Annotated in this window: 26 protein-coding genes; 12 read left to right on the top strand and 14 right to left on the bottom strand. The window is 66.2% G+C overall.

Going from position 1 to position 25,417, the window contains the following annotated elements:
- Positions 1–14: 14 nt before the first annotated feature.
- The 3 genes from G342_RS0116365 (at position 15) to rsmA (ending at position 2,842) form a co-directional block, all read left to right on the top strand.
- Positions 15–944 carry a peptidylprolyl isomerase gene (locus tag G342_RS0116365; RefSeq protein WP_018184247.1) on the top strand — a complete coding sequence of 310 codons (930 nt, stop codon included), beginning with the start codon at positions 15–17 and terminating at the stop codon, positions 942–944.
- Between the two features lie 6 nt (positions 945–950).
- Positions 951–2,009, top strand: coding sequence for a 4-hydroxythreonine-4-phosphate dehydrogenase PdxA (gene pdxA, locus G342_RS0116360; protein WP_018184246.1), 1,059 nt, complete (start codon positions 951–953; stop codon positions 2,007–2,009).
- 62 nt (positions 2,010–2,071) lie between these two features.
- Positions 2,072–2,842, top strand: a complete 771-nt coding sequence (gene rsmA / locus G342_RS0116355; RefSeq protein ID WP_245557299.1) for a 16S rRNA (adenine(1518)-N(6)/adenine(1519)-N(6))-dimethyltransferase RsmA — start codon at positions 2,072–2,074, stop codon at positions 2,840–2,842.
- Between the two features lie 40 nt (positions 2,843–2,882).
- Here the strand turns inward: rsmA and G342_RS0116350 are convergent, their stop codons facing one another.
- The 3 genes from G342_RS0116350 to G342_RS0116340 form a co-directional block, all read right to left on the bottom strand.
- Positions 2,883–3,248 carry an MliC family protein gene (locus G342_RS0116350; protein ID WP_018184244.1) on the bottom strand — a complete coding sequence of 122 codons (366 nt, stop codon included), beginning with the start codon at positions 3,246–3,248 and terminating at the stop codon, positions 2,883–2,885.
- 90 nt (positions 3,249–3,338) lie between these two features.
- Positions 3,339–3,983 carry a guanylate kinase gene (gmk, locus tag G342_RS0116345; RefSeq protein WP_026304515.1) on the bottom strand — a complete coding sequence of 215 codons (645 nt, stop codon included), beginning with the start codon at positions 3,981–3,983 and terminating at the stop codon, positions 3,339–3,341.
- Positions 3,984–3,993: 10 nt separating this feature from the next.
- Entirely contained in the window at positions 3,994–4,881 is an 888-nt protein-coding gene (locus G342_RS0116340) for a YicC/YloC family endoribonuclease (RefSeq protein ID WP_018184242.1), read from the bottom strand.
- Positions 4,882–5,073: 192 nt separating this feature from the next.
- On the opposite strand from G342_RS0116340, the gene G342_RS0116335 reads away from it, so the two are divergent.
- Both G342_RS0116335 and G342_RS0116330 read left to right on the top strand, forming a co-directional pair.
- Complete coding sequence (locus G342_RS0116335; RefSeq protein WP_018184241.1) at positions 5,074–6,711, top strand: FMN-binding glutamate synthase family protein; 1,638 nt, start codon at positions 5,074–5,076, stop codon at positions 6,709–6,711.
- Between the two features lie 154 nt (positions 6,712–6,865).
- Complete coding sequence (locus tag G342_RS0116330; RefSeq protein WP_018184240.1) at positions 6,866–7,273, top strand: GFA family protein; 408 nt, start codon at positions 6,866–6,868, stop codon at positions 7,271–7,273.
- A gap of 78 nt (positions 7,274–7,351) precedes the next feature.
- On the opposite strand, the gene mltG is transcribed toward G342_RS0116330, so the two are convergent.
- From mltG to G342_RS0116300, 6 genes are all read right to left on the bottom strand, one after another.
- Complete coding sequence (mltG, locus tag G342_RS0116325) at positions 7,352–8,611, bottom strand: endolytic transglycosylase MltG (RefSeq protein ID WP_018184239.1); 1,260 nt, start codon at positions 8,609–8,611, stop codon at positions 7,352–7,354.
- Between the two features lie 96 nt (positions 8,612–8,707).
- Positions 8,708–9,970: a beta-ketoacyl-ACP synthase II gene (gene fabF, locus G342_RS0116320; RefSeq protein WP_026304513.1), complete on the bottom strand. Its 1,263-nt coding sequence runs from the start codon at positions 9,968–9,970 to the stop codon at positions 8,708–8,710.
- Between the two features lie 74 nt (positions 9,971–10,044).
- Positions 10,045–10,281, bottom strand: coding sequence for an acyl carrier protein (locus tag G342_RS0116315; RefSeq protein WP_018184237.1), 237 nt, complete (start codon positions 10,279–10,281; stop codon positions 10,045–10,047).
- Positions 10,282–10,551: 270 nt separating this feature from the next.
- Entirely contained in the window at positions 10,552–11,289 is a 738-nt protein-coding gene (fabG, locus tag G342_RS0116310; protein ID WP_018184236.1) for a 3-oxoacyl-[acyl-carrier-protein] reductase, read from the bottom strand.
- Positions 11,290–11,324: 35 nt separating this feature from the next.
- A complete protein-coding gene (gene fabD, locus G342_RS0116305; protein WP_018184235.1) occupies positions 11,325–12,263 on the bottom strand; it encodes an ACP S-malonyltransferase in 939 nt (312 codons plus the stop codon).
- 284 nt (positions 12,264–12,547) lie between these two features.
- Positions 12,548–13,768, bottom strand: a complete 1,221-nt coding sequence (locus G342_RS0116300) for an MFS transporter (protein ID WP_018184234.1) — start codon at positions 13,766–13,768, stop codon at positions 12,548–12,550.
- Between the two features lie 298 nt (positions 13,769–14,066).
- Between G342_RS0116300 and G342_RS0116295 the strand changes: the two genes are divergently transcribed.
- Complete coding sequence (locus G342_RS0116295) at positions 14,067–14,405, top strand: hypothetical protein (RefSeq protein WP_018184233.1); 339 nt, start codon at positions 14,067–14,069, stop codon at positions 14,403–14,405.
- Positions 14,406–14,413: 8 nt separating this feature from the next.
- On the opposite strand, the gene G342_RS0116290 is transcribed toward G342_RS0116295, so the two are convergent.
- From G342_RS0116290 to G342_RS0116275, 4 genes are all read right to left on the bottom strand, one after another.
- Positions 14,414–15,685, bottom strand: a complete 1,272-nt coding sequence (locus G342_RS0116290; protein ID WP_018184232.1) for an FtsX-like permease family protein — start codon at positions 15,683–15,685, stop codon at positions 14,414–14,416.
- Positions 15,682–16,368 (bottom strand): ABC transporter ATP-binding protein, encoded by a 687-nt coding sequence (locus tag G342_RS0116285; protein ID WP_018184231.1) that lies wholly within the window; start codon positions 16,366–16,368, stop codon positions 15,682–15,684. The genes G342_RS0116290 and G342_RS0116285 overlap by 4 nt, the downstream gene beginning before the upstream one ends.
- A 3-nt stretch (positions 16,369–16,371) precedes the next feature.
- Positions 16,372–16,830, bottom strand: coding sequence for a hypothetical protein (locus G342_RS0116280; protein WP_018184230.1), 459 nt, complete (start codon positions 16,828–16,830; stop codon positions 16,372–16,374).
- Positions 16,831–16,904: 74 nt separating this feature from the next.
- Positions 16,905–18,659, bottom strand: coding sequence for an alkaline phosphatase (locus G342_RS0116275; RefSeq protein WP_018184229.1), 1,755 nt, complete (start codon positions 18,657–18,659; stop codon positions 16,905–16,907).
- A 475-nt stretch (positions 18,660–19,134) separates the two neighbouring features.
- On the opposite strand from G342_RS0116275, the gene rpsF reads away from it, so the two are divergent.
- From rpsF to G342_RS0116245, 6 genes are all read left to right on the top strand, one after another.
- Positions 19,135–19,629 (top strand): 30S ribosomal protein S6, encoded by a 495-nt coding sequence (rpsF, locus tag G342_RS0116270; protein ID WP_018184228.1) that lies wholly within the window; start codon positions 19,135–19,137, stop codon positions 19,627–19,629.
- Positions 19,629–19,892, top strand: a complete 264-nt coding sequence (gene rpsR / locus G342_RS0116265; RefSeq protein WP_018184227.1) for a 30S ribosomal protein S18 — start codon at positions 19,629–19,631, stop codon at positions 19,890–19,892. The genes rpsF and rpsR overlap by 1 nt, the downstream gene beginning before the upstream one ends.
- A 211-nt stretch (positions 19,893–20,103) precedes the next feature.
- Complete coding sequence (locus G342_RS0116260) at positions 20,104–21,054, top strand: YybS family protein (protein WP_018184226.1); 951 nt, start codon at positions 20,104–20,106, stop codon at positions 21,052–21,054.
- A gap of 39 nt (positions 21,055–21,093) precedes the next feature.
- Positions 21,094–21,651: a 50S ribosomal protein L9 gene (gene rplI / locus G342_RS0116255; protein WP_018184225.1), complete on the top strand. Its 558-nt coding sequence runs from the start codon at positions 21,094–21,096 to the stop codon at positions 21,649–21,651.
- Between the two features lie 222 nt (positions 21,652–21,873).
- Positions 21,874–23,133, top strand: a complete 1,260-nt coding sequence (locus G342_RS0116250) for a cyclopropane fatty acid synthase (protein WP_018184224.1) — start codon at positions 21,874–21,876, stop codon at positions 23,131–23,133.
- A 216-nt stretch (positions 23,134–23,349) separates the two neighbouring features.
- Complete coding sequence (locus G342_RS0116245) at positions 23,350–24,837, top strand: replicative DNA helicase (protein ID WP_051094272.1); 1,488 nt, start codon at positions 23,350–23,352, stop codon at positions 24,835–24,837.
- Between the two features lie 7 nt (positions 24,838–24,844).
- Here the strand turns inward: G342_RS0116245 and G342_RS0116240 are convergent, their stop codons facing one another.
- Positions 24,845–25,255 carry a VOC family protein gene (locus tag G342_RS0116240; protein ID WP_018184222.1) on the bottom strand — a complete coding sequence of 137 codons (411 nt, stop codon included), beginning with the start codon at positions 25,253–25,255 and terminating at the stop codon, positions 24,845–24,847.
- Between the last annotated feature and the right edge of the window lie 162 nt (positions 25,256–25,417).

Genomic DNA, 25,417 nt, shown 5'->3' with positions numbered 1-25,417 from the left:
TTCGGATCATCGCCATGCGCATTCGACTGAAGTCTCTCTTCCTCCCCGCCCTCGCCGTGGCCATCGGTCTGGGCAGCCTCGGCCTGACCGAGGCCGCCTTTGCCCAGTCGGCCGTCCGGGCCACGGTCAACGACCAGCCGGTCACCTCCTACGAGGTGTCGCAGCGCGTGAAGCTGATGAAGCTGTTCCGTCAGCCGACGGGCGACAAGATCGCGCTCGATGAACTGGTCGACGAGGCGCTCATGGACCAGGTCGCCAAGCGCCGCGGCATGACCGTGTCCGACTCGATGGTAGATGAGCGCTTCAACGCCATCGCCAAGCAGGTCAAGCTGCCGCCGGCGCAGTTTGCCAAGGCGCTCGGCTCGCAGGGCGTGCAGGCCGATTCTCTCCGCAAGTTCCTGCGTGCCCAGATCACCGGCGCCATGGTGCTGAAGGCCCGCGCCCGCAGCGTCAAGGTCAGCGAAGCCGACGTGCAGGCGCAGATCGAGAAGGAAGGCATCCAGACCGAGACGGCGACGATCAAGGAGTTCAAGCTCCAGCAGATCGTCTTCGTCGTGCCGAAGGGGTCGTCGCCCGGTTATGTCGGCCAGCGCCAGCGCGAGGCCGAGGCCTTCCGCAAGCGTTTCGCCGGCTGTGACGCCAGCCTGGCCCAGGCCAAGGCCCTGAAGGGCGTCGTTGTGCTCAACATGGGCCGCCGCGACAGCACGCAGGTCCAGGGCCCCGCCGGCGACGCGCTGAAGACGACGCCCGTCGGCGGCACGCTGAAGCCGGACGTGACGGAGCGCGGCGTCGAGATCATCGCCGTCTGCGAAGCCAAGGAAATCCGCAGCACCGCCGGCGTGCGGGCCGAGATCGAGGAAAAGCTCGCCGGCGAGCAGAGCAAGAACCTCGGCAAGGAATTCATCGCCGAACTCCGCAAGAACGCCAAGATCTCCTACAAGTGAGCCGACATGGCTGAGCGCGAACCATTCCGTCCGCTTGCGCTGACGATGGGAGAGCCGGCCGGCATCGGTCCGGACGTGACACTGGCCGTCTGGCGAGAGCGTCGCGAGCGGAAGCTGCCGGCCTTCTACGTGCTGGCCGATCCCGATGCGCTCCGCACCCGGGCGGCCCTGCTCGGCCTCGACATCCCGATCGAAACGGTTAGCGCGACGGAGGCGATCGACGCCTTCGACCGCTTCCTGCCGGTCGTGCCGCTGGAATCACCGGCACACGCCTCTCCCGGCCAGCCGGACCGCGCCGCCGCGCGCGGCGTGATCGAGGCGATCGCACGTGCCGTCGGCGACGTGCGCGCCGGGCTCGCCTCGGCGCTCGTCACCAACCCGATCAACAAGAAGGCGCTGTTCGACGCCGGCTTCCAGCATCCGGGCCATACCGAGTTCCTCGGCATGCTCTCGGCCGCCTGGAGCGGCTCGCCCGCCCATCCGGTGATGATGCTGGCGGGACCGGGGCTGCGCGCCGTGCCGGCCACCATTCATGTGCCGATATCAGCCGTTCCCGAGCTCCTGACGGAAGACATGCTGATCCGCACGGGACGGACGATCGATCATGACATGCGCCGCCGTTTCGGCATGCCGAACCCGCGCATCGCCGTCGCCGGCCTCAATCCGCATGCCGGCGAAGGCGGCGTGATGGGCACGGAGGACGACGCAGTCATTCGTCCGGCCGTCGCAGCATTGCGCGCCGACGGCATCAATGCGTTCGGCCCGCTGGCGCCCGACACCATGTTCCACGCCGAAGCGCGCGCCCGCTACGACGTCGCGCTCTGCATGTATCACGACCAGGCGCTGATCCCGACCAAGACGATCGCCTTCTCCGAGACCGTCAACGTCACCCTCGGCCTGCCCTTCGTCCGCACTTCGCCCGATCACGGCACCGCCTTCGACATTGCCGGCACCGGCAAGGCCGACATGTCCAGCCTCGCCGCCGCGCTCCGTCTCGCCGACGAACTGGCGCGCCACGAGGCGGAATACCGCCAGCGCGAATTCGCCGGCGGGGTCGCTTCGTGACGTTAGCCCAGGACGGCCTCCCTCCTCTCCGTGACGTGATCGCCACCCATGGCCTGCAGGCCATGAAGGCGCTCGGCCAGAACTTCCTGCTCGATCTGAACCTGACCGGCCGCATCGCGCGCGCCGCCGGCCCTCTGGCCGGCGTCACCGTGATCGAGGTCGGCCCCGGACCCGGTGGACTGACGCGGGCGCTGCTTGCGGAAGGCGCGGAGAAGGTCATCGCGATCGAGCGCGACCGGCGCTGCCTCGATGCGCTCGCCGAAATCGCCGCCCATTATCCCGGCCGCCTCGAGGTGATCGAGGGGGATGCCATGCAGGTCGACATGGCAAAGCTGGCGACGGGCCGGGTGCGCATCGCCGCGAACCTGCCCTACAATATCGGAACGCCGCTGCTGCTCGGCTGGCTACAGAGCGAGCCCTGGCCGCCCTTCTACGAGAAGATGACGCTGATGTTCCAGCGCGAGGTGGCCGAGCGCATCGTGGCAGCGCCGGACGACGATGCCTATGGCCGGCTCGGCGTCATGTGCGGCTGGCGCAGCGAGGCGCGCATCCTGTTCGACATCTCGCCGAAGGCGTTCACGCCGCCGCCGAAGGTCGTCTCGTCGGTGGTGGAACTGATCCCGCGCCAGACGCCCCTGCCCTGCGAGCGCGCCAAGCTGGAACGCGTAACGGCCGCCGCCTTCGGCCAGCGCCGCAAGATGCTGCGCCAGAGCCTGAAAAGCCTCGGCACCGACCCGCTGCCGCTGCTGGCGGCCGCTGGCATCGTCGAGACCGCCCGCGCCGAAGAGATCGACGTCGCGGGCTTCGTGCGGCTGGCCAACGCGCTGCCCTGACGAGCCGCTCCGGGATCCGCCGCGGCGGAATCCGGTATCGCTAGTCGCGGGTGGTACAGTTCGTCGTCTCGCCGCCGACGGTCAGCATCGCGCCCTTGCCCTTGATCCAGAACTCGAGATCGTCCTTCACATAGCGCCCGCCATCGGCCGAGACGGCCTGCGGCAGCACGATCGTCTTACCGTCGGCGAACACCAGTTCGGCCGAGCCCGGCGCCGCTTCCGGCGAGCTGAAGCTGGCTGTCAGCCGCGTACCGTTCTCGCATTGATAGGCGAAGTTCCTGGCTGCCGAATTGTCGGTCGCCTCGACGGCGGAAGGCTGGAGGTCGGCAGCGAGGCCCACGGAAGCCGCAAACGGCATGGGCGCGAAAGCGAGGGCCAGGGCGAGGCAACGGTGGCGAAGCATCATCAGGTCTCCAATCAGGACAGATTTGCTGGGATCCTCGCCGCGCCGCGGATCCGGGGCAATGGGCAACCCGGACGCGACGCGGCGAACGTCTCACTCCTGCTGCAGCAGGTCCTCGACGAAGCCTTCCAGCCAGGTCGTGCGGGCGCGGCGCATGCGCTCGGCATAGAGGATCGCCTGCGCCTTCTCGAGCGAGGTCTGCAGGTCCTTGTTGATCAGGACATAGTCGTAGTCGCGCCAATGCTGGATCTCGGCCCGGGCGTTGGCCAGCCGCTTGGCGATGACATCCGGCGCATCCTCGGCGCGACGCACGAGGCGTGACGCCAGCTCGGCCATGGTCGGCGGCAGCACGAAGATGCGGACGAGATCCTCCGGCATCGCCTTGGCAACCTGGTCGGCGCCCTGCCAGTCGATGTCGAACAGCACGTCCTTGCCGGAGGTCAGCCAGGCCTCGACGGGCGCGCGCGGCGTGCCGTAGCAATTGCCGTGCACCTCCGCCCATTCGAGCAACTCGCCGGTATCGCGCAGCTTGTTGAAGGTCGGCTGGTCGATGAAGTGGTAGTGCACGCCGTCGATCTCGCTCGGCCGGCGCGCGCGCGTCGTCACCGAGACGGAGAGGACGATGTCCTTGTCCTCGGCCATCAGGTGGCGGGCGATGGTCGACTTGCCCGCGCCGGACGGCGAGGACAGGACCAGCATCAGGCCACGCCGCGAGGGTGAGTTTCCGGCAACCGACATCAGAGACTTCCTATTCGAGATTCTGGACCTGCTCGCGCAGCTGGTCGACGGCGGCCTTCAGATCGAGGCCGATCGCGGTCAGGGACCGGTCATTCGCCTTGGCGCAGAGCGTATTGGTTTCGCGGTTGAATTCCTGGGCCAGGAAATCGAGCTTGCGGCCGACGGCGCCACCTTCGGCAAGCAGCGCCCTGGCCGCCACCACATGCGCGGTCAGCCGGTCGAGTTCCTCGCGGATGTCGGCCTTCGTCGCCAGCAACACGGCTTCCTGATGCAGGCGATCGGGGTCGAGCTGGTTCGACGCCTCGAGCAGCGCCGCGACCTGATCAGCCAACCGCTTCTTGATCGCCTCGGTAGTGCGGGCCGGCGCCGTCTCGGCGGCATCCTTCAGACGCTCGATCTCGTCCATGCGCCCGGCCAGCACGGCGCCGATCGCCGCGCCCTCGCGGTCGCGCACCGCGACGAGCTCCGACAGCGCGGTTTCGAGATCGGCAAGAAGATCGGCGGCGAGGCCGGCCGCGATTTCCGGATCGTCCTCCGCCTCGACGGATTCGAGAATGCCACGGATCGACAGCAGCCCATCCAGCGTCGGCGGCGCCGCATCGATCTGATGGCCGACCCGGCGCACGAGATCGAGTACCTGGCCAAGCAGCTCTTCATTGACGCGCAACGCCGCGACACTGGTCTCGCGCTGCAGGCTGAGGCCGATCTGGATGCTGCCGCGCTGCACGGCCCTGCCGACACGCTCTCGCACCGGCTGGTCGAGATGATCGAAACCCGGCGGCAGGCGAAGGCGGATATCGAGCCCCTTGCTGTTGACGCTGCGCAATTCCCAGGTCCAGCGATAGCCGTGGCCCGCGCCGGCGGCTCGTGCAAAACCGGTCATGCTCGTCAATGCCATGGAATGTTCCCGGTCTCGCCCACTTCGGAGCGGCGACAGTAATGCGCGCACCGATGCCGCTCAAGGGCAACGGCGCGATATGCCGGCTATCCGGCAGGCCAATTGTCGCGAAACCCGGTTACAGGTGGAAGTCGGCCGACCAATTGGTTCTACTGCCCCGCGCAGGGACAGACGCGCTGCCACGGAGACACCATGCAATCCATCCTGAAACTCTCGCTCATCTCCCGCTACAGCGTCTTCGCGCTCTGCATCGTCGCGGCGCTCCTGATTCCGTTCACGCAGATCGACCAGCCGCTCAATTTCGTCCTGGTCGCGCTGTTCGTCGTACTGAGCGTGATCGGCATTTTCGACCTGATCCAGACGCGCCACGCCATCACCCGCAACTACCCGGTGATCGGCCATTTCCGCTTTCTGTTCGAGGCCGTGCGACCGGAACTGCGGCAGTACCTGTTCGAATCGGATTCCGACAAGCTGCCCTTCTCGCGGGCGGAACGCTCGCTGGTCTATCAGCGCGCCAAGAACGATCCAGATCAGCGCCCGTTCGGCACCATCCTCGACACCTATGCCAACGGCTACGAGTTCATCGGCCACTCGATCCGGCCGGCGCCGATCCAGGATCCGCAGAGCTTCCGCATCACCATCGGCAACGAGCAGTGCACGAAACCCTATTCCTGCTCGGTGCTGAACATCTCGGCCATGAGCTTCGGCGCGCTCAGCGGCAACGCCATCCAGGCCCTGAACCGCGGCGCCAAGCTCGGCGGCTTCGCCCAGGATACCGGCGAGGGATCGATCAGCGCCCACCATCGTGAATTTGGCGGCGATCTGGTCTGGCAGATCGCCTCCGGCTATTTCGGTTGCCGCAACCCGGACGGCAGCTTCTCGGCCGAGAAGTTCGCCGCCCAGGCGGCGAGCGACCAGGTCAAGATGATCGAGCTGAAGCTGAGCCAGGGCGCCAAGCCCGGCCATGGTGGCATCCTGCCCGGCAACAAGGTCAGCCCCGAGATCGCCGAGACTCGCGGCGTCCCGGTCGGACAGGAATGCGTCTCGCCGGCCGCCCATTCGGCCTTCTCCACCCCGACCGAGATGATGGCCTTCCTGGCGCGGCTCCGCGAGCTATCCGGCGGCAAGCCGGTCGGCTTCAAGCTCGCCATCGGCCAGCCCTGGGAATTCATGGCCATCGTCAAGGCGATGCTGGTGACCGGCGTCATCCCTGACTTCATCGTCGTCGATGGCTCCGAGGGCGGTACGGGTGCTGCGCCCGTCGAACTCAGCGACCATGTCGGCGTGCCGATGCGCGAGGCGCTGCTGCTGGTGCACAACACGCTGGTCGGCGCCGGCCTGCGCCAGCACATCCGGATCGGCGTCGCCGGCAAGGTCGTCTCGGCCTTCGATATCGCCGCCGTGCTCGCCATCGGCGCCGACTGGGTCAACGCCGCGCGCGGCTTCATGTTCGCCATCGGCTGCATCCAGTCGCGCAGCTGCCACACCAACAAATGCCCGACCGGCGTCGCCACCCAGGACGCATTGCGCCAACGGGCGCTCGTCGTGCCGGACAAGGCGCAGCGCGTCGCCAATTTCCATCGCAACTCGCTGCACGCCCTGGCCGAGCTGCTGGCGGCGGCGGGGCTGGAGCATCCGTCCGCCCTGCGTCCTCATCATCTGGCGCGGCGCGTCAGCGCCAACGAGATCCGCCTCTATTCGAAGCTGTTTCCCTATTTGACAGCAGGTGAGCTGCTGAGCGGTGACAGCCCTCACCCCTTCTATCGCCAGTCCTGGGATCTCGCATCGGCCGACAGCTTCGCGATCAACGAACTGCGCCAGGTCAATTGAGCAGCGTCTGAAGGCAGCTCCTCCAGGAAGTGCGCGGCTGTATCGCGGATCCATCCCACGTGTCGACCACTGCCGGCGACGAGACCGCTTTCCCTTTTCGTCGGCGCATGATTGCCTGTGCCGAGGGAATGAGAAGGCGGACTGGAATCGATCGATGAACAATCTGCATGTGGGCTCCTGCCTTTGCGGCGGAGTGAATTACGAGATCTCGGGGGATTTCGAGCGCTTCTATCTGTGCCACTGCCCGCGCTGCCGGAAGGACACGGGATCGGCGCATTCCGCCAACCTGTTTTCGACTACGGCGCGGCTCGTCTGGCTCACCGGCCAGGACAGGGTGAAGACTTATCAGCTGCCGACGACGCGGCACCAGAGAAGCTTCTGCCGCGATTGCGGCTCCGCCCTGCCCGATCTGCAGATGGAGGGCGCGCTGCTCGTCGTGCCCGCCGGAAGCCTCGATGGCGCCGCTCCGATCGAGCCGAACGCGCATATCTTCGTCGCCAGTCGCGCCAATTGGGACGACGATCTGGAAAGCCTTCCAAGATGCGACGGGCTGCCCGCCTGACCGGACGAGATCACGGAGCCGGCGGAGGATGCCACGGGCGGCAGGTGATCCTGCCGCCTTGGTCCCGGCCGCGTTGACCTAGGGCTTGGGTGCCGGCACTGGAGCGTCGTCTGCCGACGCATCGTCCGGCGCTTCCTCGGCATCGCCCGGACCGGCGCTCTGCTCGGCCGCCGACGCGTCGCCCTTCGCCTTCTGCTCCGCCACCCATTTGCGATAGCGCGCAACGTTCTTGCGGTGATCGGCATAGCTCTCGGCGAAGGCGTGACCGCCCGTGCCGTCGGCGACGAAATAGAGGTCCTTGGTACGCGACGGATTGGCCGCGGCGGCGAGCGCCGCCTTGCCCGGATTGGCGATCGGTCCCTTGGGCAGACCCGAAATCTTGTAGGTGTTGTAGTCGTTGACGGCGTCGAGATCGGAGCGGCGGATCGGCGTGCCGGACGGCAGGCCGCTACCGCCATAGATGCCGTAGATCACGGTCGGATCGGACTGCAGGCGCATGTTCTGGCGCAGCCGGTTGATGAACACGGCGGCAACACGGCTGCGTTCGTCGGCGATGCCGGTTTCCTTCTCGACGATCGAGGCGAGCGTGACGAGCTCTTCCTGCGTCTCGATCGGCAGATCCTTGTCGCGGCCATTCCAGACCGCCGTCATCACCCGGTCGCGCTCGCGCAGCATGCGGTCGATGATGTTCTGGCGGCTGTCACCGCGCGAATAGCGATAGGTATCGGGCAGCAGCGTGCCCTCGGCCGGGATTTCCTGGACCTCGCCGACGAGCACCGGGTCGGCGTTGAGTCGGTCGACGATCTGCTTGCTGGTCAGGCCTTCGGGGATTGAGACCGAATAGAGGATCGCCTTGCCGCCGACCATGGCGTTCATGATCTCGCGCATGCTGGAATGCGGCGCGATCAGATAGTCGCCCGATTTCAGATCGTCCTGCAGACGATAGGCGCGCACGCCGGCGATGAAGATCCATTTCGACGAGATCAGGCCGCGCTCATGCAACTCCTCGGCGATTTCGCGCAGACTCTTGCCGCGTTCGATCGACACCGTGCGGGGCTGGTCGAAATGGCTTTGCTGCTCGAAACGCAGCTTGCCGAAGAAGAACAGGCCGGCTGCGCCGAGAACGCCGACGACCAGGATGGTCATGGCGAAATTCATGACGATGACGATGGGGTGGCGCGCCTGCTGCGAGCGCGGCGGCGGCGGCGGCACACGCTCCGGGCGAAGCGCGTCGCCCGGACTGCGCGGATTGATGCGATTTCCGAACTCCGACGGGCGTCCGTCGCCGGGTTCGCCGGCCTTGTTATCCTTGGCGCCCGGTTGGTTCGTGTCGTTCATCGCACCCTACTTCTCAACATGACGACACCCGGACTCGATCCGGATGCCGAGATGCGACTGTATGGAGGATTATGGCGAAAGCGCGAAGCCGCGCTCTCAATCCGCGTGCCGACGGAAGACCAGCGACGCATTCGTGCCGCCGAAACCGAAGGAATTCGAAAGCGCGACGTCGATCTTCCGCTTGCGAGCCACCTTGGGGACAAGGTCGATCGCCGTCTCGACGGAGGGATTGTCGAGATTGATCGTCGGCGGCGCGACGTTGTCGCGGATCGCCAGCAGCGAATAGATCGCCTCGACCGCGCCGGCCGCGCCGAGCAGATGGCCCGTGGCGGACTTGGTCGACGACATGGAGATCGTCGAGGCGGCATCGCCGACAACGCGCTCCACGGCCTTCAGTTCGATGCCGTCGGCCATGGTCGACGTGCCATGGGCATTGACGTAGTCGATATCGGATGGCTGCAGACCGGCGCGCTTCAGCGCAGCGACCATGCAGCGATAGGCGCCGTCGCCGTCCTCGGACGGGGCGGTGATGTGATAGGCGTCGCCGGACATGCCGTAGCCGATCACCTCGCCATAGATCTTGGCGCCGCGGGCGATGGCGTGTTCGCGCTCTTCGAGCACGACGATGCCGGAGCCCTCGCCCATGACGAAGCCGTCGCGGTCGCGATCATACGGACGCGATGCTTCTTCGGGGCGATCGTTGAAATTGGTCGCCAGCGCCTTGCAGGCAGCGAAGCCGGCCAGCGCGATGCGCGAGACGGAGCCTTCGGTGCCGCCGGCGATCATGACGTCGGCATCGTCGAGCGCGATCAGGCGCGCAGCGTCGCCGATGGCATGCGAACCGGTCGAGCAGGCCGTCACGACCGAGTGATTCGGTCCCTTGAAGCCGTAGCGGATCGAGACCTGGCCGGAAGCCAGGTTGATCAGGCGGCCCGGAATGAAGAAGGGGCTGATGCGGCGGGGGCCCTTGTCGCGCAGCGTGATGCCGGCCTCGACAATGCCCTGGATGCCGCCAATGCCGGAGCCGATCAGCACGCCGGTGCGGATCTGGTCCTCATAGGCAGTCGGAAGCCAGCCCGAATCGTGCACGGCCTGGTCGGCCGCGGCCATCGCGTAGACGATGAAATCATCGACCTTGCGCTGATCCTTCGGCTCCATCCAGTCGTCCGGATTGTACTTGCCGTCGGCCTTGTCACCGTGCGGGATGAGACAGGCGATCTGAGCCGGCAGGTCATCGACCTGGAAGCTCGTGACCTTCTGGGCGCCGCTCTTGCTGGCAAGAATATTGGCCCAGTTGGCGTCGACGCCGCAACCGAGCGGCGTCACCATCCCCATCCCGGTTACAACGACACGTCTCATACGATTCCCCCGATCCGGACCCAAGCGGGTCCGGCCGTTCTTGTCATTGGCTTACGATGAATGAACATCGGCAATCAGCCGGCGTTCTTCTCCAGGAAGCTTACTGCGTCGCCGACCGTCAGGATCGTCTCGGCTGCATCGTCGGGGATCTCAACGCCGAATTCTTCTTCGAACGCCATGACCAGCTCGACCGTGTCGAGGCTGTCCGCGCCGAGATCATCGATAAAGCTGGCGCCTTCGGTCACCTTGTCGGCTTCGACGCCGAGATGCTCGATGACGATCTTCTTAACCCGCTCAGCGATGTCGCTCATGTCTAAAAACCTCGATTGTTCTCTGTCTATTATTTCCGCGACTTCTCGCGCGCTGGAAACCCGGACGTATCGGCAATCCCCCGAAAACGCACCGCGATATCGTCACTAGTCTTCGGCGATCGTCAATCCACACCCGCACCACCGCGAAAGCGGCGAAGACGGGGCACTGATATTGCGCGGTCCTAACATAGTTTAAGAACCTTGACCAGCCGCAGCGGAGGGGCGTGACCACCCACTCCAAAAGGAATTGCCCGAAGGCAAATTCCTCAATTAGATCATAGCCATACCACCGTTTACGTGCAGGGTTTGGCCGGTCACGTAGGACGCTTCTTCAGACGCCAGATAGACCACCGCGGCGGCGATATCCTCGGGCGAGCCGAGACGCTTCGCCGGAACCCGCTCGAGCAGTGCGGTGCGAATCTTTTCGTTCAATGCGTCCGTCATCGCCGTTTCGATGAAACCGGGCGCGACGCAGTTGACCGTGACGTTGCGGCTGGCGACTTCCTGGGCCAGCGATTTCGACATCGCGATCAGCGCCGCCTTGGACGCCGTGTAGTTGCCCTGCCCGGCATTGCCGGTGACGGCGACGATCGACGTCATCGAGATGATGCGGCCGCTGCGGCGACGCATCATGCCGCGCAGCGCCGCGCGGGTCAGGCGGAAGGCGGACGTCAGATTGACGTCGAGAACTTCCTGCCAGGCCTCATCGGACAGGCGCGCGAACAGCATGTCGCGGGTGATGCCGGCATTGTTGACCAGGATGTCGAGCTCGCCGAGCGCCTCTTCGGCGCGCGGAACCAGCGCCTCGACCTCTTCGGCGACCGACAAGTTGCACGGCAGGACGTGCACGTTGGTGCCGAGCTCGGTCGCCAGTGCGTCCAGCGCCTCGCGCCGGGTGCCCGAGATGGCGACGGTCGCGCCCTGCTTGTGCAGGGCCAGGGCGATCGCCCGACCGATGCCACCGCTCGCGCCGGTCACCAGCGCGCGCTTGCCGGTCAAATCGAACATGACGACTTCCTTCTGGTTACCGTGTTCCGGAACACTCAAACGAGACGCTCGACGGCGGCGGCGACGTCGTCCGACGTGCCGACATTCAGCGTCTGTGCCTCGGGTGCGATGCGCTTGGCAAGCCCCGAAAGCACCTTTCCGGCGCCAATCTCGGCAAAAAGGTCCACCCCATTGGCGGCGAGCCAGCCGATCGAATCGCGCCAGCGCACCATGCCGGTGACCTGCTCGACGAGACGGTTGCGAATTTCGGTGGGATCGGAGATCGGCGCGGCCAGCACATTGGCGACCAGCGGCACGACGGGCGCGTTGATCGTCACCTTGGCGAGCGCATCGGCCATCACGTCGGCGGCCGGCTGCATCAGGCGGCAATGGAACGGCGCGCTGACGGGCAGCAGCAGCGCACGCTTGGCGCCCTTGGCCTTGGCGATGTCGAGCGCCCGCTCGACGGCCGCCTTGTGGCCGGAGATGACGACCTGGCCGGGGCCGTTGTCGTTCGCAGCCTCGCAGACGTCGCCCTGAGCGGCTTCGTCGGCGACCGCCTTGGCCGTCTCAAAATCGAGGCCGAGCAGCGCCGCCATGGCGCCCTCGCCGACCGGCACGGCGGCCTGCATGGCGGAACCGCGGATGCGCAGCAGCCGGGCGGCGTCGCCGATCGACAGGCTGCCGGCGGCGGCGAGCGCCGAATATTCGCCAAGCGAGTGGCCCGCGACATAAGCGGCCTTGGAAACCTCGAAGCCTTGGGCCTCCAGCACGCGAAGCGCGGCGAGGCTGACCGCCATCAGGGCGGGCTGGGCATTGGCGGTGAGCGTCAGCGTCTCGATCGGCCCGTCCCACATGACGGCCGAGAGCTTCCCGCCGAGCGCCGCATCGACCTCGTCGAAGACGGCCCGGGCTTCCGCGAAATTATCGGCAAGCGACTTGCCCATGCCGACGGCCTGGCTTCCCTGGCCGGGAAAGGTGAGAGCAATGGTCATGGCGGGCTCCGCACGAATTGTTTCAGCGCTGATGGTCGCGTGTTCGGCGGCGGCTAATCCGCTGTAACGGCTGCCGAGTCAAGTCTCGCGGCATTTTCGCCTCGCGCCAACGACCGAATCCCACGGCCGGACGGGCCGATTTCGCCCCGAAACCATCGCATGACGACCCGCCTCGGGACGCCGGCCCGACGCGCCCGCGACGCTGCGGCGGCAAGGATTTTGGGTGCCCCAAAAGCAGATCGGCGGCGGACTGTTGTCCACCGCCGATGCTAGAGGCCGCCTCGTCAGGCGTGCCTTGGCTTCCGGATGTTCGGCAGGAAGGCCGTCAGCAGGCCCAGGACGGGCAGGAAGGCGCAGATCTGGAACACGAAGGTGATCGAGGTCCAGTCCGCCAGCTCGCCCAGCGCGGCGGCGCCGATGCCGCCCATGCCGAAGGCGAAGCCAAAGAACAGGCCGGACACCAGCCCGACCTTTCCGGGCACCAGCTCCTGCGCATAGACGATGATCGCCGGGAAGGCCGACGACAGGATGAAGCCGATCACGACCGACAGCGCCGCCGTCCAGAACAGATTGGCGTGCGGCAGGAGGAGCGTGAACGGCAGCACGCCGAGGATCGAAAACCACATGACGAACTTGCGGCCGAAGCGATCGCCGATCGGTCCGCCTGCGATGGTTCCCGCCGCGACGGCGGCGAGGAAGACGAACAGGTAGAGCTGCGAATCCTTTACCGACACGTCGAAGGTCTCGATCAGGTAGAAGGTGTAGTAGCTGGTCAGCGCGGCCATGTAGAAGAACTTGGAGAAGATCAGCACGCCAAGGATCAGGATCGAGCGCACGACGACGTTATGCGGCAGCGTCTGCACGACGGGCGGTGCAGCCTTCTTGGCCCGCTCGCGCTGATGCTCGCGATACCAGAAGCCGACCCGCGTCAGGATCAGCATGCCGGCGAGCGCGACGAGCGAGAACCAGGCGACGCTGGCCTGCCCGCGTGCGAGCACGATCACGGCAGCGAGCAGCGGCCCGATCGCCGAGCCGAAATTGCCGCCGACCTGGAACAGCGACTGCGCGAAGCCGTGACGTCCGCCGGACGCCATGCGGGCGACGCGGGATGCCTCGGGATGGAAGATCGACGAACCCATGCCGATCAGGCCGACGGCGAGCAGCAGCATCGGATAGCTCGACGCAATCGACACCATCAGCAGGCCGCATAGTGTCACGCCCATGCCGACAGCCAGCGAGAAGGGCTGCGGATGCTTGTCCGTGTAGATGCCGACCACCGGCTGAAGAATCGACGCCGTCAGCTGGAAGGCCAGCTGGATCAGGCCGATCTGGCCGAAGCTCAGGGTGAATTCATCCTTGAGGATCGGATAGATCGCCGGAATGACCGACTGCATCAGGTCGTTCAGCATATGCGAAACGCTGATCGCGACCAGAATGCCCAGGGATGCCCGTTCGACGACGCCGCGGCTCGGCGACGACGGCAAGGCTTGCGCGCTCTCGCTCACTTCCAAAGTCCTTGGTTGAGAATGACCAGGGGAAGGCGAGCCAAAAAGGGGCCATTCCGGAGGTCCAATGGAACGATGCCACTATGACGTCGACCTTACGAGAAGGGAAGCGTCGAATTATTGATAATTCCCATCACGACGGCTGATGGATCGCCGCCCGACCCTGTGTTCCAACCCGCGCATGGCGTGTCACGCAGCCCGCGCAGCGACGTCAACCGCGTCGACTTTCCGGGCTTGACCGCCGGCGACGGCTGCGGAGATCATCGGACCTGCATCCCGTGCCCTGCGAGCGTCTTCGATGGAACACGATCCGAACCTGCCCGTGCCGACGCCGCGAATCGATTCCGCCTTCCGCAACGGCTCGCTGACCGCGATCGGTATCATCCTCGGCTTCTCGCTCGGTTTCACGGCGCAATGGGCGACCGACGACTCGCCCTGGATCCTCTCGGACTATGTCGCCGCCGTCGCCCTCACCATCGGCATCGTGCTGCAGATCAAGGCGCTGGCCGAAATGCTCGAGGTCCATTCGCTCGAGATCCCGGTCTACAACCGCGCCAAGAACCGCTTCATGTCCGGTCTGCTGGTGACCGCCTTCGGCATCGGCATGGTGATCGTCGTCAACGCCGCGACGGCCTGAGCCCGGGCTCAGGCCCGCAGCGCGGCGGCGGGCGGCTGGCGGTAGGCCATGACCGCAGGAACGGCCGCCAGCACCGCCGAGACGCCGAGCAGCGCCAGCACGAGCCTCCAGTCCGCCGGCGCGAAGGCCACTGGCAGCACGACACCGTTCTCGCGCGTGAACAGTGCCGACAGGAACAGCGCAACGCCATAGCCGAGCGCCAGGCCGAGCAGGACGCCTCCGGCGACCAGCAGGAACAATTCGGTCCAGACGATGCCGAACAGCGCCAGGCGCGGCGCGCCCAGCGCCCGCAGGGCGCCGATCTGGCGGCGACGTTGCCCGACATGCACGATCGTCACCAGCGCGATGGCGGCGGCGACCAGGACCTGCGCGCCGATCGCCACCGCGCCCAGCACCTTCTTGGCGTCGCCCAACGTCGCATAGAGACTGGTCAGCACCTCGCCGGGAAATACCGCGAGCGTCGCGCCGGCGCGGTACTGGCCGCGCAGCTTGTAGGCGTCGGCAAACGTTTTCGGCTTGACCAGGATCGCCGGCACACCGGGCGTTGTCCCGCTCCACGGCCCGCCAATCGCCGACGGCCGGGCCTCGCCGGGATCGTGCTCCTCCTGCGCGGGATCGGCGCCCGCCTCGTGATCCTGGTCATGATCGTGGTCGTGGCCGGCGGGCTCGGGCGCCGTCTCCATGCCATGGATACCCCAGACCGCCTCGATCGGCACCAGGATGGCGCGATCCCAGGGCGTGCCGGTCGACGCCATGCGGCCGACGACGCGATAGGCGATCTCGGCATGGGCATGGCCGCCCTCTCCCGGCATGCCGTGCATCGGCTTCACGTCCTGCCCGAGCTTGAGCGCCACAGCGGAGCCGATGACGGCCTCCGGTCGCGCGGCGAAGGCCCGGCCCTCGGCCAGCCCGCCGCCGGCGCCGTCGATCAGGGCCGTCGTGGTGCCGACGATCGGATGGCCGACGAAGGAATCGCCGAAACCGACCGGTGCCGCCCAGGCGACGCGCGGGTCTTCGGCCAAATCGTGCAGCACCTTGCCCGGCACCAGCGGCAGGGGCGACGGCTGCAGGAAGATCGACGACAGCACCAGCTGCGTCTCGCTGCCGGCGGCGCCGACGACGAGATCGAACTTGTCGGCGGCGCGCGCGCTGCCGAGCCGCAGCGCCCGCTCCTGCAGCGTCACGGCGACGCCGAGGGCGGTGGCCAGCGCCACCAGCAGGACGACCACCAGCGATCCCGCCCAGAGGCGGCGGAGATCGGCGAGAACGAAGCGAATCATGCGGCGAGGTCTCCGGCCGGCTCTGCGATGATCCGCCCGGCGACGAGGCGGATGCGACGATCCATCCGTTCGACCAGCCGCGCATCATGCGAGACGACGAGCAGCGTCGCGCCCGCCTCCTCCGCCAGTTCCAGAAGCAGGTCGGCGACGACGGCCCCGCTCTCGGGATCGAGGCTGGCGGTCGGCTCGTCGGCGATGATGACGCCGGGATTGCGCAGGAGGGCGCGCGCGACGGCGACGCGCTGCATCTCGCCGCGCGACATGGTCGTGATCGACTGGTCGTGCCGCACGAGCCCGACCCGGGTCATCAACTCACGCGCCCGGCCGATATGCGATGCGACGCTGCGGGCGCGCAGGCGAACCGGCAGCAACACATTCTCCAGCGCCGAAAGGCCCGGGAAGAGGTGAAAGTCCTGCATCACCAGCCCGATATTCTCGGCCCGCCACGCGTCGCGCTTCGATTCGGGCAGCGTGGCGATGTCGGTATCGCGCCAGCGCACGACGCCCTGCGTCGAGCGTTCCAGGCCGGTGACGATATTGACCAGCGTGCTCTTGCCGGAGCCGGACGGCCCGGTCACTGCGACGCGCGCGCCGGGGGGGATCTCGAGTTGCGGGATCGACAGCACCGGTGTCGGCAGCCCGGGGAACGAGACGGCGAGGCGTTCAATATGCAGTCCGAGCATGGTCTAGGCTTCGTCGAAGCGGGCGCCGCGCAGGCGTAGCAGGCTGACGAAGCCGGTCTCTGCATCGGTCCAGGAACCATATTCCAGCGTCCCGCTCACCTCGATCACGGTGTTCGGCTGCACGAAGGTCTGCTTGGCGTCGAGATAGACAACGACGATGTTGTCCGGCCAGTCGGAGTCCGACGAGCAGAACGGGCAGATCGACATCGGGATTTCGGTGAGGACGAAGAAGGCCGCCTCGGCCTTGAGCGGCGGCGCCATGAAGCCGCGCATCGTCACCGTCTGGCCGGCCAGTTGCTTGACCTTGTCCGAGAAGGTCAGACCGAGCACGCCGACGGAGCCGTAGAGATCGTCGAAGGTCAACTGAGGGGCGGCGGCCTGCGCGGGCCGCAAGCCCACCGTCACCAGCGCCGCGACGCCGCCGGACAGCATCGCGCGGCGGGAAATCCGGGCCTCGGACATCGATCATTCCTCGATCAGGCGGCTTCGGGCGCGAACGCCCGGAGCCTGTTTTCAGGATGAAGCGAAAGCCGGGATCAGGGCTTGGCGGGCGCGAGCGCCAGCGCGTCGACGATGACTCGGTAGACGTCGCTCTGCTCCATGTAGCCCTTGAAGCCTTCGGCGCCCGGGCCGGCGGCCTGCAGCACGACGTCATCAACAGAATGCACGCCCGAGTCGCCATCCCTGGGGATGTTGCCGGTCACCAAAACCGCGCCGGGAACGTCCTTGTAGGCTTCGTTCGCCACATATTCCTTCTTCTCGTTCTGCACGGCCGGCACGAACGGGCCGTCGAGCTTCGGACGGAAGGTCTCGTAGTGGTCGGGGCCGTTATTGGCGGCGAGGAACAAGCGACGCGTCACGTCGATGCTGTCGGGATAGCCGTCCTTGTTGGCGTCGACATAGTTCGGGAAGCCGGCATCGGCATAGGTGCCGACCTTGGCGCGCATCTCGTCGCCGGGCTTTTCGTCATCGACAGTGCCGATGATCGAGACGCCATGCGTATGGTCGCCGGTGACGATGACCAGCGTGTCCGGGTTCTTCTCGGCGAAGGCGCGGGCGGCGGCGACGGCCTTGTCGAATTCGATCGTCTCGACGACGGCGCGGTCCCAATCGAGCGGGTGGGACATCTTGTCGATGTTCGCCGCCTCGACCATCAGGAAGAAGCCTTCCGGATTCTTGGCGAGTTGGCCAAGGGCAGCTTCCGTCATCTCGACGAGGCCGGGCTGGTTCGGGAACTTGCCGACCGTGCCCTTCTTGAGGAAGTCACGGTCCAGCACCGTATCCAAGTTGCCGGTGTGGAACAGGCCGAGGATTTTGCCGGTATTGGTGCCGGCGGCCTTGGTGAGCTCAGCCTTGTCGGTTGCCAGCGTGTAGCCGGCTTCCTGGAACTGCTTGATGTAGTCCTTGTCGTCCTTGCGCTTGGAGCCGGGCGTCTCCTTGCCGAGGAAATAGGCGGAACCGCCGCCGAGAACGACATCCGGCTGGACGTCGAACAGCATGCCGGTGATCTCGGCCTTGTCGGCGCGCTTGCGGGTATGGGCGACCACCGCGGCCGGGGTCGCGTCCTGCAACTCGGAGTTGGTGACAATCCCGATCGACTTCTTGGTCTGGCGACGCAGAGCCTCGCCCAGCGTCTCGACCTTCGGATCGTCCATCGTCGCCGGCGTGCGGTCAGCATAGACGCCGAGCGCGTTCACCGCCGTCTTGTGGCCGGTCATGTAGGCCGACATGGTGTTGGCGCTGTCGGTCGCGACCGCTTCGGTCGACGAGGTGCCGATGAAGGCCATATGGTCGAGATCGTCCATGGCGAGGCGGCCGTCGGCCTTGCCCTCGGTCATGCCCTTGGACATGATCCGCGCCGCGGTGCGATGCGCCACCGAAAGACCGTCGCCGATCAGGAAGATGACGTTCTTGGCCTTGGGCTGCTCGGCGGTGCCGTAGACATCCCAGGTGACCGACTTCGTCTCGCCGCCGGCCGTGGCTTCGACCGTGTAGGTGCCGGGCGTCGCGAGCACGAGCTTGCGCAGGATCAGGGCCGAGCCGAGCTTCTTTTCGTCCTTGCCAAGCTCACTTTCCGTGAAGGTCGCCTCGGCGCCGAACGCCGCCTTGTAGTCCTGACCGTTGACCGTGACCTTGACGTCCTCGGGCTTGACGGTCTCGCTGAACTCGACCTTGAAGTCGAAGGGCGAGCCGGCCAGGATCGTCGCGCGGTCGAGCGGATAGACGGTCGCCGCCTGAGCCGCGCCCGCAAGCATCGTCGTCGCTGCAAGAGTGAACAGCAGTTTGCGCATCGGAAGCCTCATGCATTGGAGTGACCGCCAGGCGGTCGACGTCTCCGGGGCTAAGACCTGTGCGTGACGCCGATGTGAAGCCTCGACGACGCTTCGATGACGGCCCCCGATGATGGGTCAGGCACGGTCGGCGTTCGCCTTGATAAAGTCGATGAAGGCACAGAGCGGCCGCTGGAGCCGGTGCTGGAGCCCTGGTGGCAGAGCTTCTCGGGACCGTCTCTCTATTGCCCGGGCCGGCGGCTCGTGCCTGCGCGAAGCAGGCGCTGCTGCCGCACCTTGCCTTCGCCGCCATTCCCGTATATGCACCGCCCGTCGTATCGACACCCGGCCGGGGGTTGAACGGAAGGCGGCGTGAGCCGTAGGGATCACAAGGATCCCGTCTTCCCGTGTCTCCGCTCTCGAAGTTCGTACCGATCAGCCTTTCTCGAAGGCTTCGGTGAGGCTTGGCGCCGGGAAATGAAAAGGAAGGGCAATCATGCCGCTTTATGAGCACGTATTTCTGTCGCGACAGGACGTGTCCGCACAGCAGGTCGAAGCACTTACCGAGCAGTTCAAGGGCCTCATCGAGGCCAATGGCGGCACGGTCGGCAAGATCGAGCAGTGGGGCCTGAAGTCTGTTGCGTTCCGCATTCGCAAGAATCGCAAGGCGCACTACACGCTGATGAACATCGAAGCCCCGGCTGCGGCCATGGCCGAGCTGGAGCGTCAGCAGCGCATGAACGAGGACGTCCTCCGCATCCTGACCCTCAAGGTCGAGGCGCATGAGGAAGGCCAGTCTGCCATGCTGCAGAAGCGCGATCGTGACGATGGCGACCGCGGCGGCCGCTTCGGCGACCGTGGTGACCGTCCGCGTGGCGGCTTCGGCGGTGGCGGCGGCGGCTTCCGTGGCGACCGTGAAGGCGGCGCCGGCGGCGGTTTCCGTGGCGAGCGCCGTCCGCGCTCGGAAGAGTCTGAAGGAGCGGCTGAATAATGGCTGAGATCGGCACCACCAGCACGTCGAGCGGCGGCCAGCGTCGTCCGTTCTTCCGTCGTCGGAAGACCTGCCCGTTCTCGGGCGCGAACGCTCCGAAGATCGACTACAAGGACATCCGTCTCCTGCAGCGCTACATTTCCGAGCGCGGCAAGATCGTTCCGTCCCGCATCACGGCGGTTTCCGCCAAGAAGCAGCGCGAGCTCGCCCAGGCAATCAAGCGCGCCCGCTTCCTCGGCCTGATCCCCTACGTGATCAAGTAAGACTTCGGTCGCCGGAGACTTTCGTCTCCTAAGGCGACCGGTTGAATTCGTCGGGCCGACGCTTGCGCCGGCCCGACACGCCCTTGAGGGCAAATCCATCCGGGCCCCTCGGGGCCATGATCCTCCATCGCCCTCGGGCGAAGACTTGGTTGGGGTCGGCCGGGCTTCCCGTGACCTGCCTCTAACCGCTCTCGAAGCGGGACAGCGAGATATGACGATGCGGAACATCCTGATCGGCCTCGGCGCCGGAATGGCTACGGCGCTTCTGTTCGCCGGCCTCATCAGCGGAACCGCGCTCGCCTTCCCCCTCTTCATCCTGTCGCCGCTTCCCATCGCCATCGCCGGCCTCGGCTTCGGTACGTTCGCAGGCAGCGCCGCGGCGGCGGTCGCCTCGGCCTTGATCGGCTTCACGATCGGGCCGCTTGCCGGCGGCCTCTATCTCATCCTGTTCGCCGCGCCCGTCGCCTGGGCCGCCCATCTGATCGGCCTGTCGCGCCCGGTCGAAGGCACGCCCGCCGGCCGGCAGTGGTTTCCGCTCGATTCGGTCCTGTTCCGCGCCTCGCTCGCCGTGGCGGTCGCCGTCGTCATCGCCGGCTTCGTGCTCGGCTACGATCCGGAGACGCTGATCCAGGAGACGGTGAAGATGCTGCAGGCCTGGTTGGCCCAGTCTCCGTCCGACGGCATGACGCCGACCGCGGCCGAGATGGAGCCGCTGGTGCGCTTCAACATCGCCCTGATGCCATTCACCTCGGCGAGCCTGACGCTGGGCATCCTCGTGCTCGCCACCTGGCTCGGCGGCCGCATCGCCAAGATGTCGGGCCTCCTGCAGCGCGAATGGGCGCCGCTCTGGACCGTGGTGCTGCCGCAGCAGGCGGCGCTGCTGTTCGGCATCGCCTTCGTCGCCTCGATGATCCCCGGCGCCCCCGGCCAGGTCGCCGGCGCCGTCGCCGGCGCAATCGGCTTCGCCTTCGCGCTCACCGGCTTCGGGCTGCTGCATGCGGTGCTGGTCGGCAAGGCCGCCCGGCCGCTCATTCTCTTTCTCGTCTATGCCGTCAGCTTCGTCTTCCTGCTGCCGCTCGGCATCATGGCCGTGGTCGGACTGGTCGACACGGCACTCCAATTCCGGGCCCGCCGCTTCGCGGCAGGGTCCGGCGTCTCGTAAGTCATTGTTTCGTATTTAAACTTCGAAGGAGTCATTCCAATGGACGTTATTCTGCTGGAACGCGTCGCCAAGCTCGGCCAGATGGGCGAGATCGTGCACGTCAAGGACGGCTACGCCCGTAACTACCTGCTGCCGCAGGGCAAGGCGCTCCGCGCCAACGAGGCGAACAAGAAGCGCTTCGAGAACGAGAAGGTTCACCTCGAGGCCCGCAACCTTGAGCGCAAGACGGATGCCGAGAAGGTCGCCGAGGCGCTGAACGGCCAGAGCTTCGTCGTCGTCCGCCAGGCTGGCGAGACCGGCCAGCTCTACGGTTCGGTCTCGAGCCGCGACGTTGCCGAGCTGGTCACGGAAGCCGGCTTCTCGGTCGGCCGCAGCCAGGTCGTTCTCGAAGTTCCGATCAAGACGATCGGCCTGCATGACGTCGTCATCGCCCTGCATCCGGAAGTCGAAGCGACCGTCACGATCAACGTCGCTCGCTCGGTCGACGAGGCCGCCCGCCAGTCGAAGGGCGAAGACCTGTCGGCCGTCCAGGACGATTTCGAGCTCGAGCCGCTGCCGGAAGGCGAAGGCTTCGCCAACGAAGAAGAAGAGATCTGATCGATCTCCGGCACCCCAAGGGAGCCTTATTTTATCGAAGGGCGTCGCGGTCACCGCGGCGCCCTTTTTCTTTGGCCAACCCTACGTCACCACATTGTCGCTTACCGGCTTGATAACGCGACGAAATCGGAGTTACCATCGCTCGACGGCCGGACGTCACCGACCGCCATGTCGCAACCTGCCTTGGTAACCAAGACATTCAGGAGGGGGCAGCGGATCACCATGAACCGGTTGCTCATCAACTATCTGTCAGGCGTCCTGAAGCACGGATCGCTTGAAATCGTCGACGCGAAGGGAACCCTTCACAGTTTCGGCGACGGAAGCGGAACTCCCGTCCGCGTCCGGTTCACCAGCCCCGCCGCCGAACGAGCGGTGATGTTGAACCCCGAGCTGAAACTCGGCGAGACCTTCATGCAGGGCGGATTCGTCGTCGAACGGGGTTCGATCTACGATTTTCTCGAAGTGGTGCTGCAGAATACCGGCGGCGGCGGACGCTCCTGGTGGATGAACGCGCTCTACCGCGTGCGCGTCTGGACCCGCCGCTTCCGCCAGTGGAACACGCCGTTCCGCTCGCGCCAGAACGTCGCCCATCACTACGACCTCGACGGGCGCCTCTATTCGCTCTTCCTCGACAGCGACCAGCAGTATTCCTGCGCCTATTTCGAGACGCCGGACAGCAGCCTCGAGGAAGCCCAGCTGGCCAAGAAGCGCCATCTCGCGGCCAAGCTCGCCCTGGCGCCTGGACAGAAGGTGCTCGACATCGGCTCGGGCTGGGGCGGCCTCGGCCTCTATCTCGCCACCCACGCGGATGTCGACGTCACCGGCGTGACGCTCTCGGAAGAGCAGCACAAGGTCTCCAACGCCCGCGCCTCCGCCCTCAATCTGGCCGACCGCACCAGCTTCCTGCTGCAGGACTATCGCGCGCTGAAGACGCAGTTCGACCGCATCATCTCGGTCGGCATGTTCGAGCATGTCGGCGTCGGCCATTTTCGCGAGTATTTCGACAAGGCGCGCCAGTTGCTGACCGAAGACGGCGTCATGGTGCTGCACGCCATCGGCCGCTTCGATTCGCCCGGCGAGACCAATTCCTGGATCCAGAAATACATCTTCCCGGGTGGCTACATCCCGGCGCTGTCGGAGGTGTTCCCGGCCATCGAGAAGGCGGGTCTCAAGGTCACCGATGTCGAGATCCTGCGGCTGCACTATGCCGAAACGCTCAAGGCCTGGCGCGAGCGCTTCATGGCTCGCCGCGACGAGGCGGTGGCGCTCTATGACGAGGCGTTCTGCCGGATGTGGGAATTCTATCTCGCCGCTTCGGAGACGGCGTTCCGCTACCAGGACATGATGATCTTCCAGATCCAGATCGTCCGGGACCAGAACGCGCTGCCGCTGACGCGGGACTATATCTGGCAGGCCGAAGAGGCTCTGCGCATCCGCGACCATGCCGGACAACGGCCGTCGCTGAAGATCGCGGGCGGGTGACGGCCTTCCGTCACCCCACCCTCCCCGCGTTCGACGCCCAGCCCCTGCAACCGCGAATCGTGCCATCCTCGGCGCAACGCCGCCGAATCGCCACGTGCAAGCGTTAAACGCATCTCCCGTGCGGGCCGTTGGATAACGGGTACGAAACCAGCAAGGGTTTGGATCCCGGTCCGGGCTGCGCCTAACTAAGGTTCAGCGACCGAGAGCACATTGACCATGAACCTTCCAGCCCGAGCCGTGCAGCCGCAGGCAGCCGAATTCTACCGGCAGCCGCCGCACAATATCGAAGCGGAGCAGGCGCTCCTGGGCGCCATCCTCGTCAACAACGAGGCCTTCTACCGCGTCTCCGATTTTCTCGTGCCGGGCCATTTCTTCGAGCCGGTGCATCAGCAGATCTACGAGCTCACCGCGCAGATCATCCGCCAGAACAAGATCGCCAACCCGGTCACGCTGAAGAATTTCCTTCCCGCCGACCTCGCCATCGGCGAGCTCAATCCGGCGCAATATCTGGCCCGCCTCGCCGCCGAGGCGACGACCATCATCAACGCCGAGGATTATGGCCGCTCGATCTACGACCTGGCGCTGCGCCGTTCGCTGATCGGCATCGGCGAGGACGTCGTCAACATTGCCTTCGACGCGCCGATCGACATGCCGCCGAAGGCGCAGATCGAGGACGCCGAGCGCCGCCTGTTCGCCCTTGCCGAGACCGGCCGCAACGACGGCGGCTTCCAGTCCTTCGAGGACGCACTCAAGGCGGCGATCGACATGGCCAGCGCCGCCTACCAGCGCGACGGCCATCTGTCCGGCATCGCGACGGGCCTCGACGACCTCGACCGCCAGATGGGCGGCCTGCAGCCTTCCGATCTGATCGTGCTGGCCGGTCGTCCCGCCATGGGCAAGACCTCGCTCGTCACCAACATCGCCTTCAACATCGCCAAGGCCTATCGTGGCGAAGTGCAGCCCGACGGTTCGACCAAGTCAGTCAATGGCGGCATCGTCGGCTTCTTCTCGCTGGAAATGTCGGCCGAGCAGCTGGCGACGCGTATCGTCGCCGAGCAATCCGGCGTCTCGTCCTCGCATATCCGCCGCGGTTCGCTCGACGAGCGCCAGTTCGCGAGGGTGGTCGAGGCCTCGCGCGAAATGGCGCGGATTCCGCTCTTCATCGACCAGTCCGGTGGTCTCTCGATCGCCCAACTGACGGCCCGAGCCCGCCGGCTGAAACGCCAGCGTGGCCTCGACCTCCTGATCATCGACTATCTCCAGCTGCTGCAGGGCTCCGGCAAGGGTCAGGCGAACCGCGTGCAGGAAATCACCGAAATCACTACCGGCCTGAAGGCGCTCGCCAAGGAACTTGCCGTACCGGTCATCGCGCTGTCGCAGCTCTCGCGTCAGGTCGAGGCGCGCGAGGACAAGCGGCCGCAGCTCGCGGATCTGCGTGAATCGGGCTCGATCGAGCAGGACGCCGACGTGGTGATGTTCGTCTATCGCGACGAATATTATCTGAAGGGCAAGATGCCGAAGGAAGGCACCGAAGAGTTCTTCAAGTGGCAGGCGGAGATGGAGCAGGTCGCCGGCGTCGCCGAAGTGATCATCGGCAAGCAGCGCCACGGCCCGACCGGCACCGTGCCGCTGCAGTTCGAGGCGGAGATCACCCGCTTCTCCAATCTGGCCAGGCGCGACCACCTGCCCGAATCGTTCGAGTAGCCGGCGCTCACGCCGTCGGCTGCAGCAGATCCCATTTGTTGCCGTAGAGATCCTCGAACACCGCCACGAGGCCGTAGCGCTCCTGGCGCGGCGCTTCGAGGAAGGTGACGCCGCGCGCCTGGAAGGCCGCGTAGTCGCGCTTGAAATCGTCGGTATGCAGGAACAGGAACACCCGGCCGCCCGACTGGTGGCCGATGGCCTGTCGCTGCACATCGCCGCGCGCCTCGGCCAGCAGGATCCGCGTCTCGGCGGATCGGTTGGGCGCCATCAGCACCCAGCGCTTGCCAGCCTCCAGCGGCGTATCCTCGACGCAGACGAAGCCGAGCCGGTCGCGATACCAGGCAATCGCCTCGTCATAGTCACGCACGACGAGCGCGAGCGCGGCGAGATAGCGGTGTTCGGTCGATTCCTGCCTCAATGCCTGCTCCCGATTGCCTGGCCCGCCGCCACTGACGCAGGGTGCGCCGGGACGGTAGCTGCGAGGATGCGAAACGCCTTGAGATCGCCGTGAAAATCGGTGAGACCGGCGCAGCCAAGATACTGCCCATGCCGGTCCGCCGGCGACCGAGAATCGCGTACC

Origin of the sequence: Kaistia granuli DSM 23481 (assembly GCF_000380505.1) — a bacterium.
Classification (GTDB): Bacteria; Pseudomonadota; Alphaproteobacteria; order Rhizobiales; family Kaistiaceae; genus Kaistia; species Kaistia granuli.
This window is presented reverse-complemented; position numbering and strand designations above follow the sequence as displayed.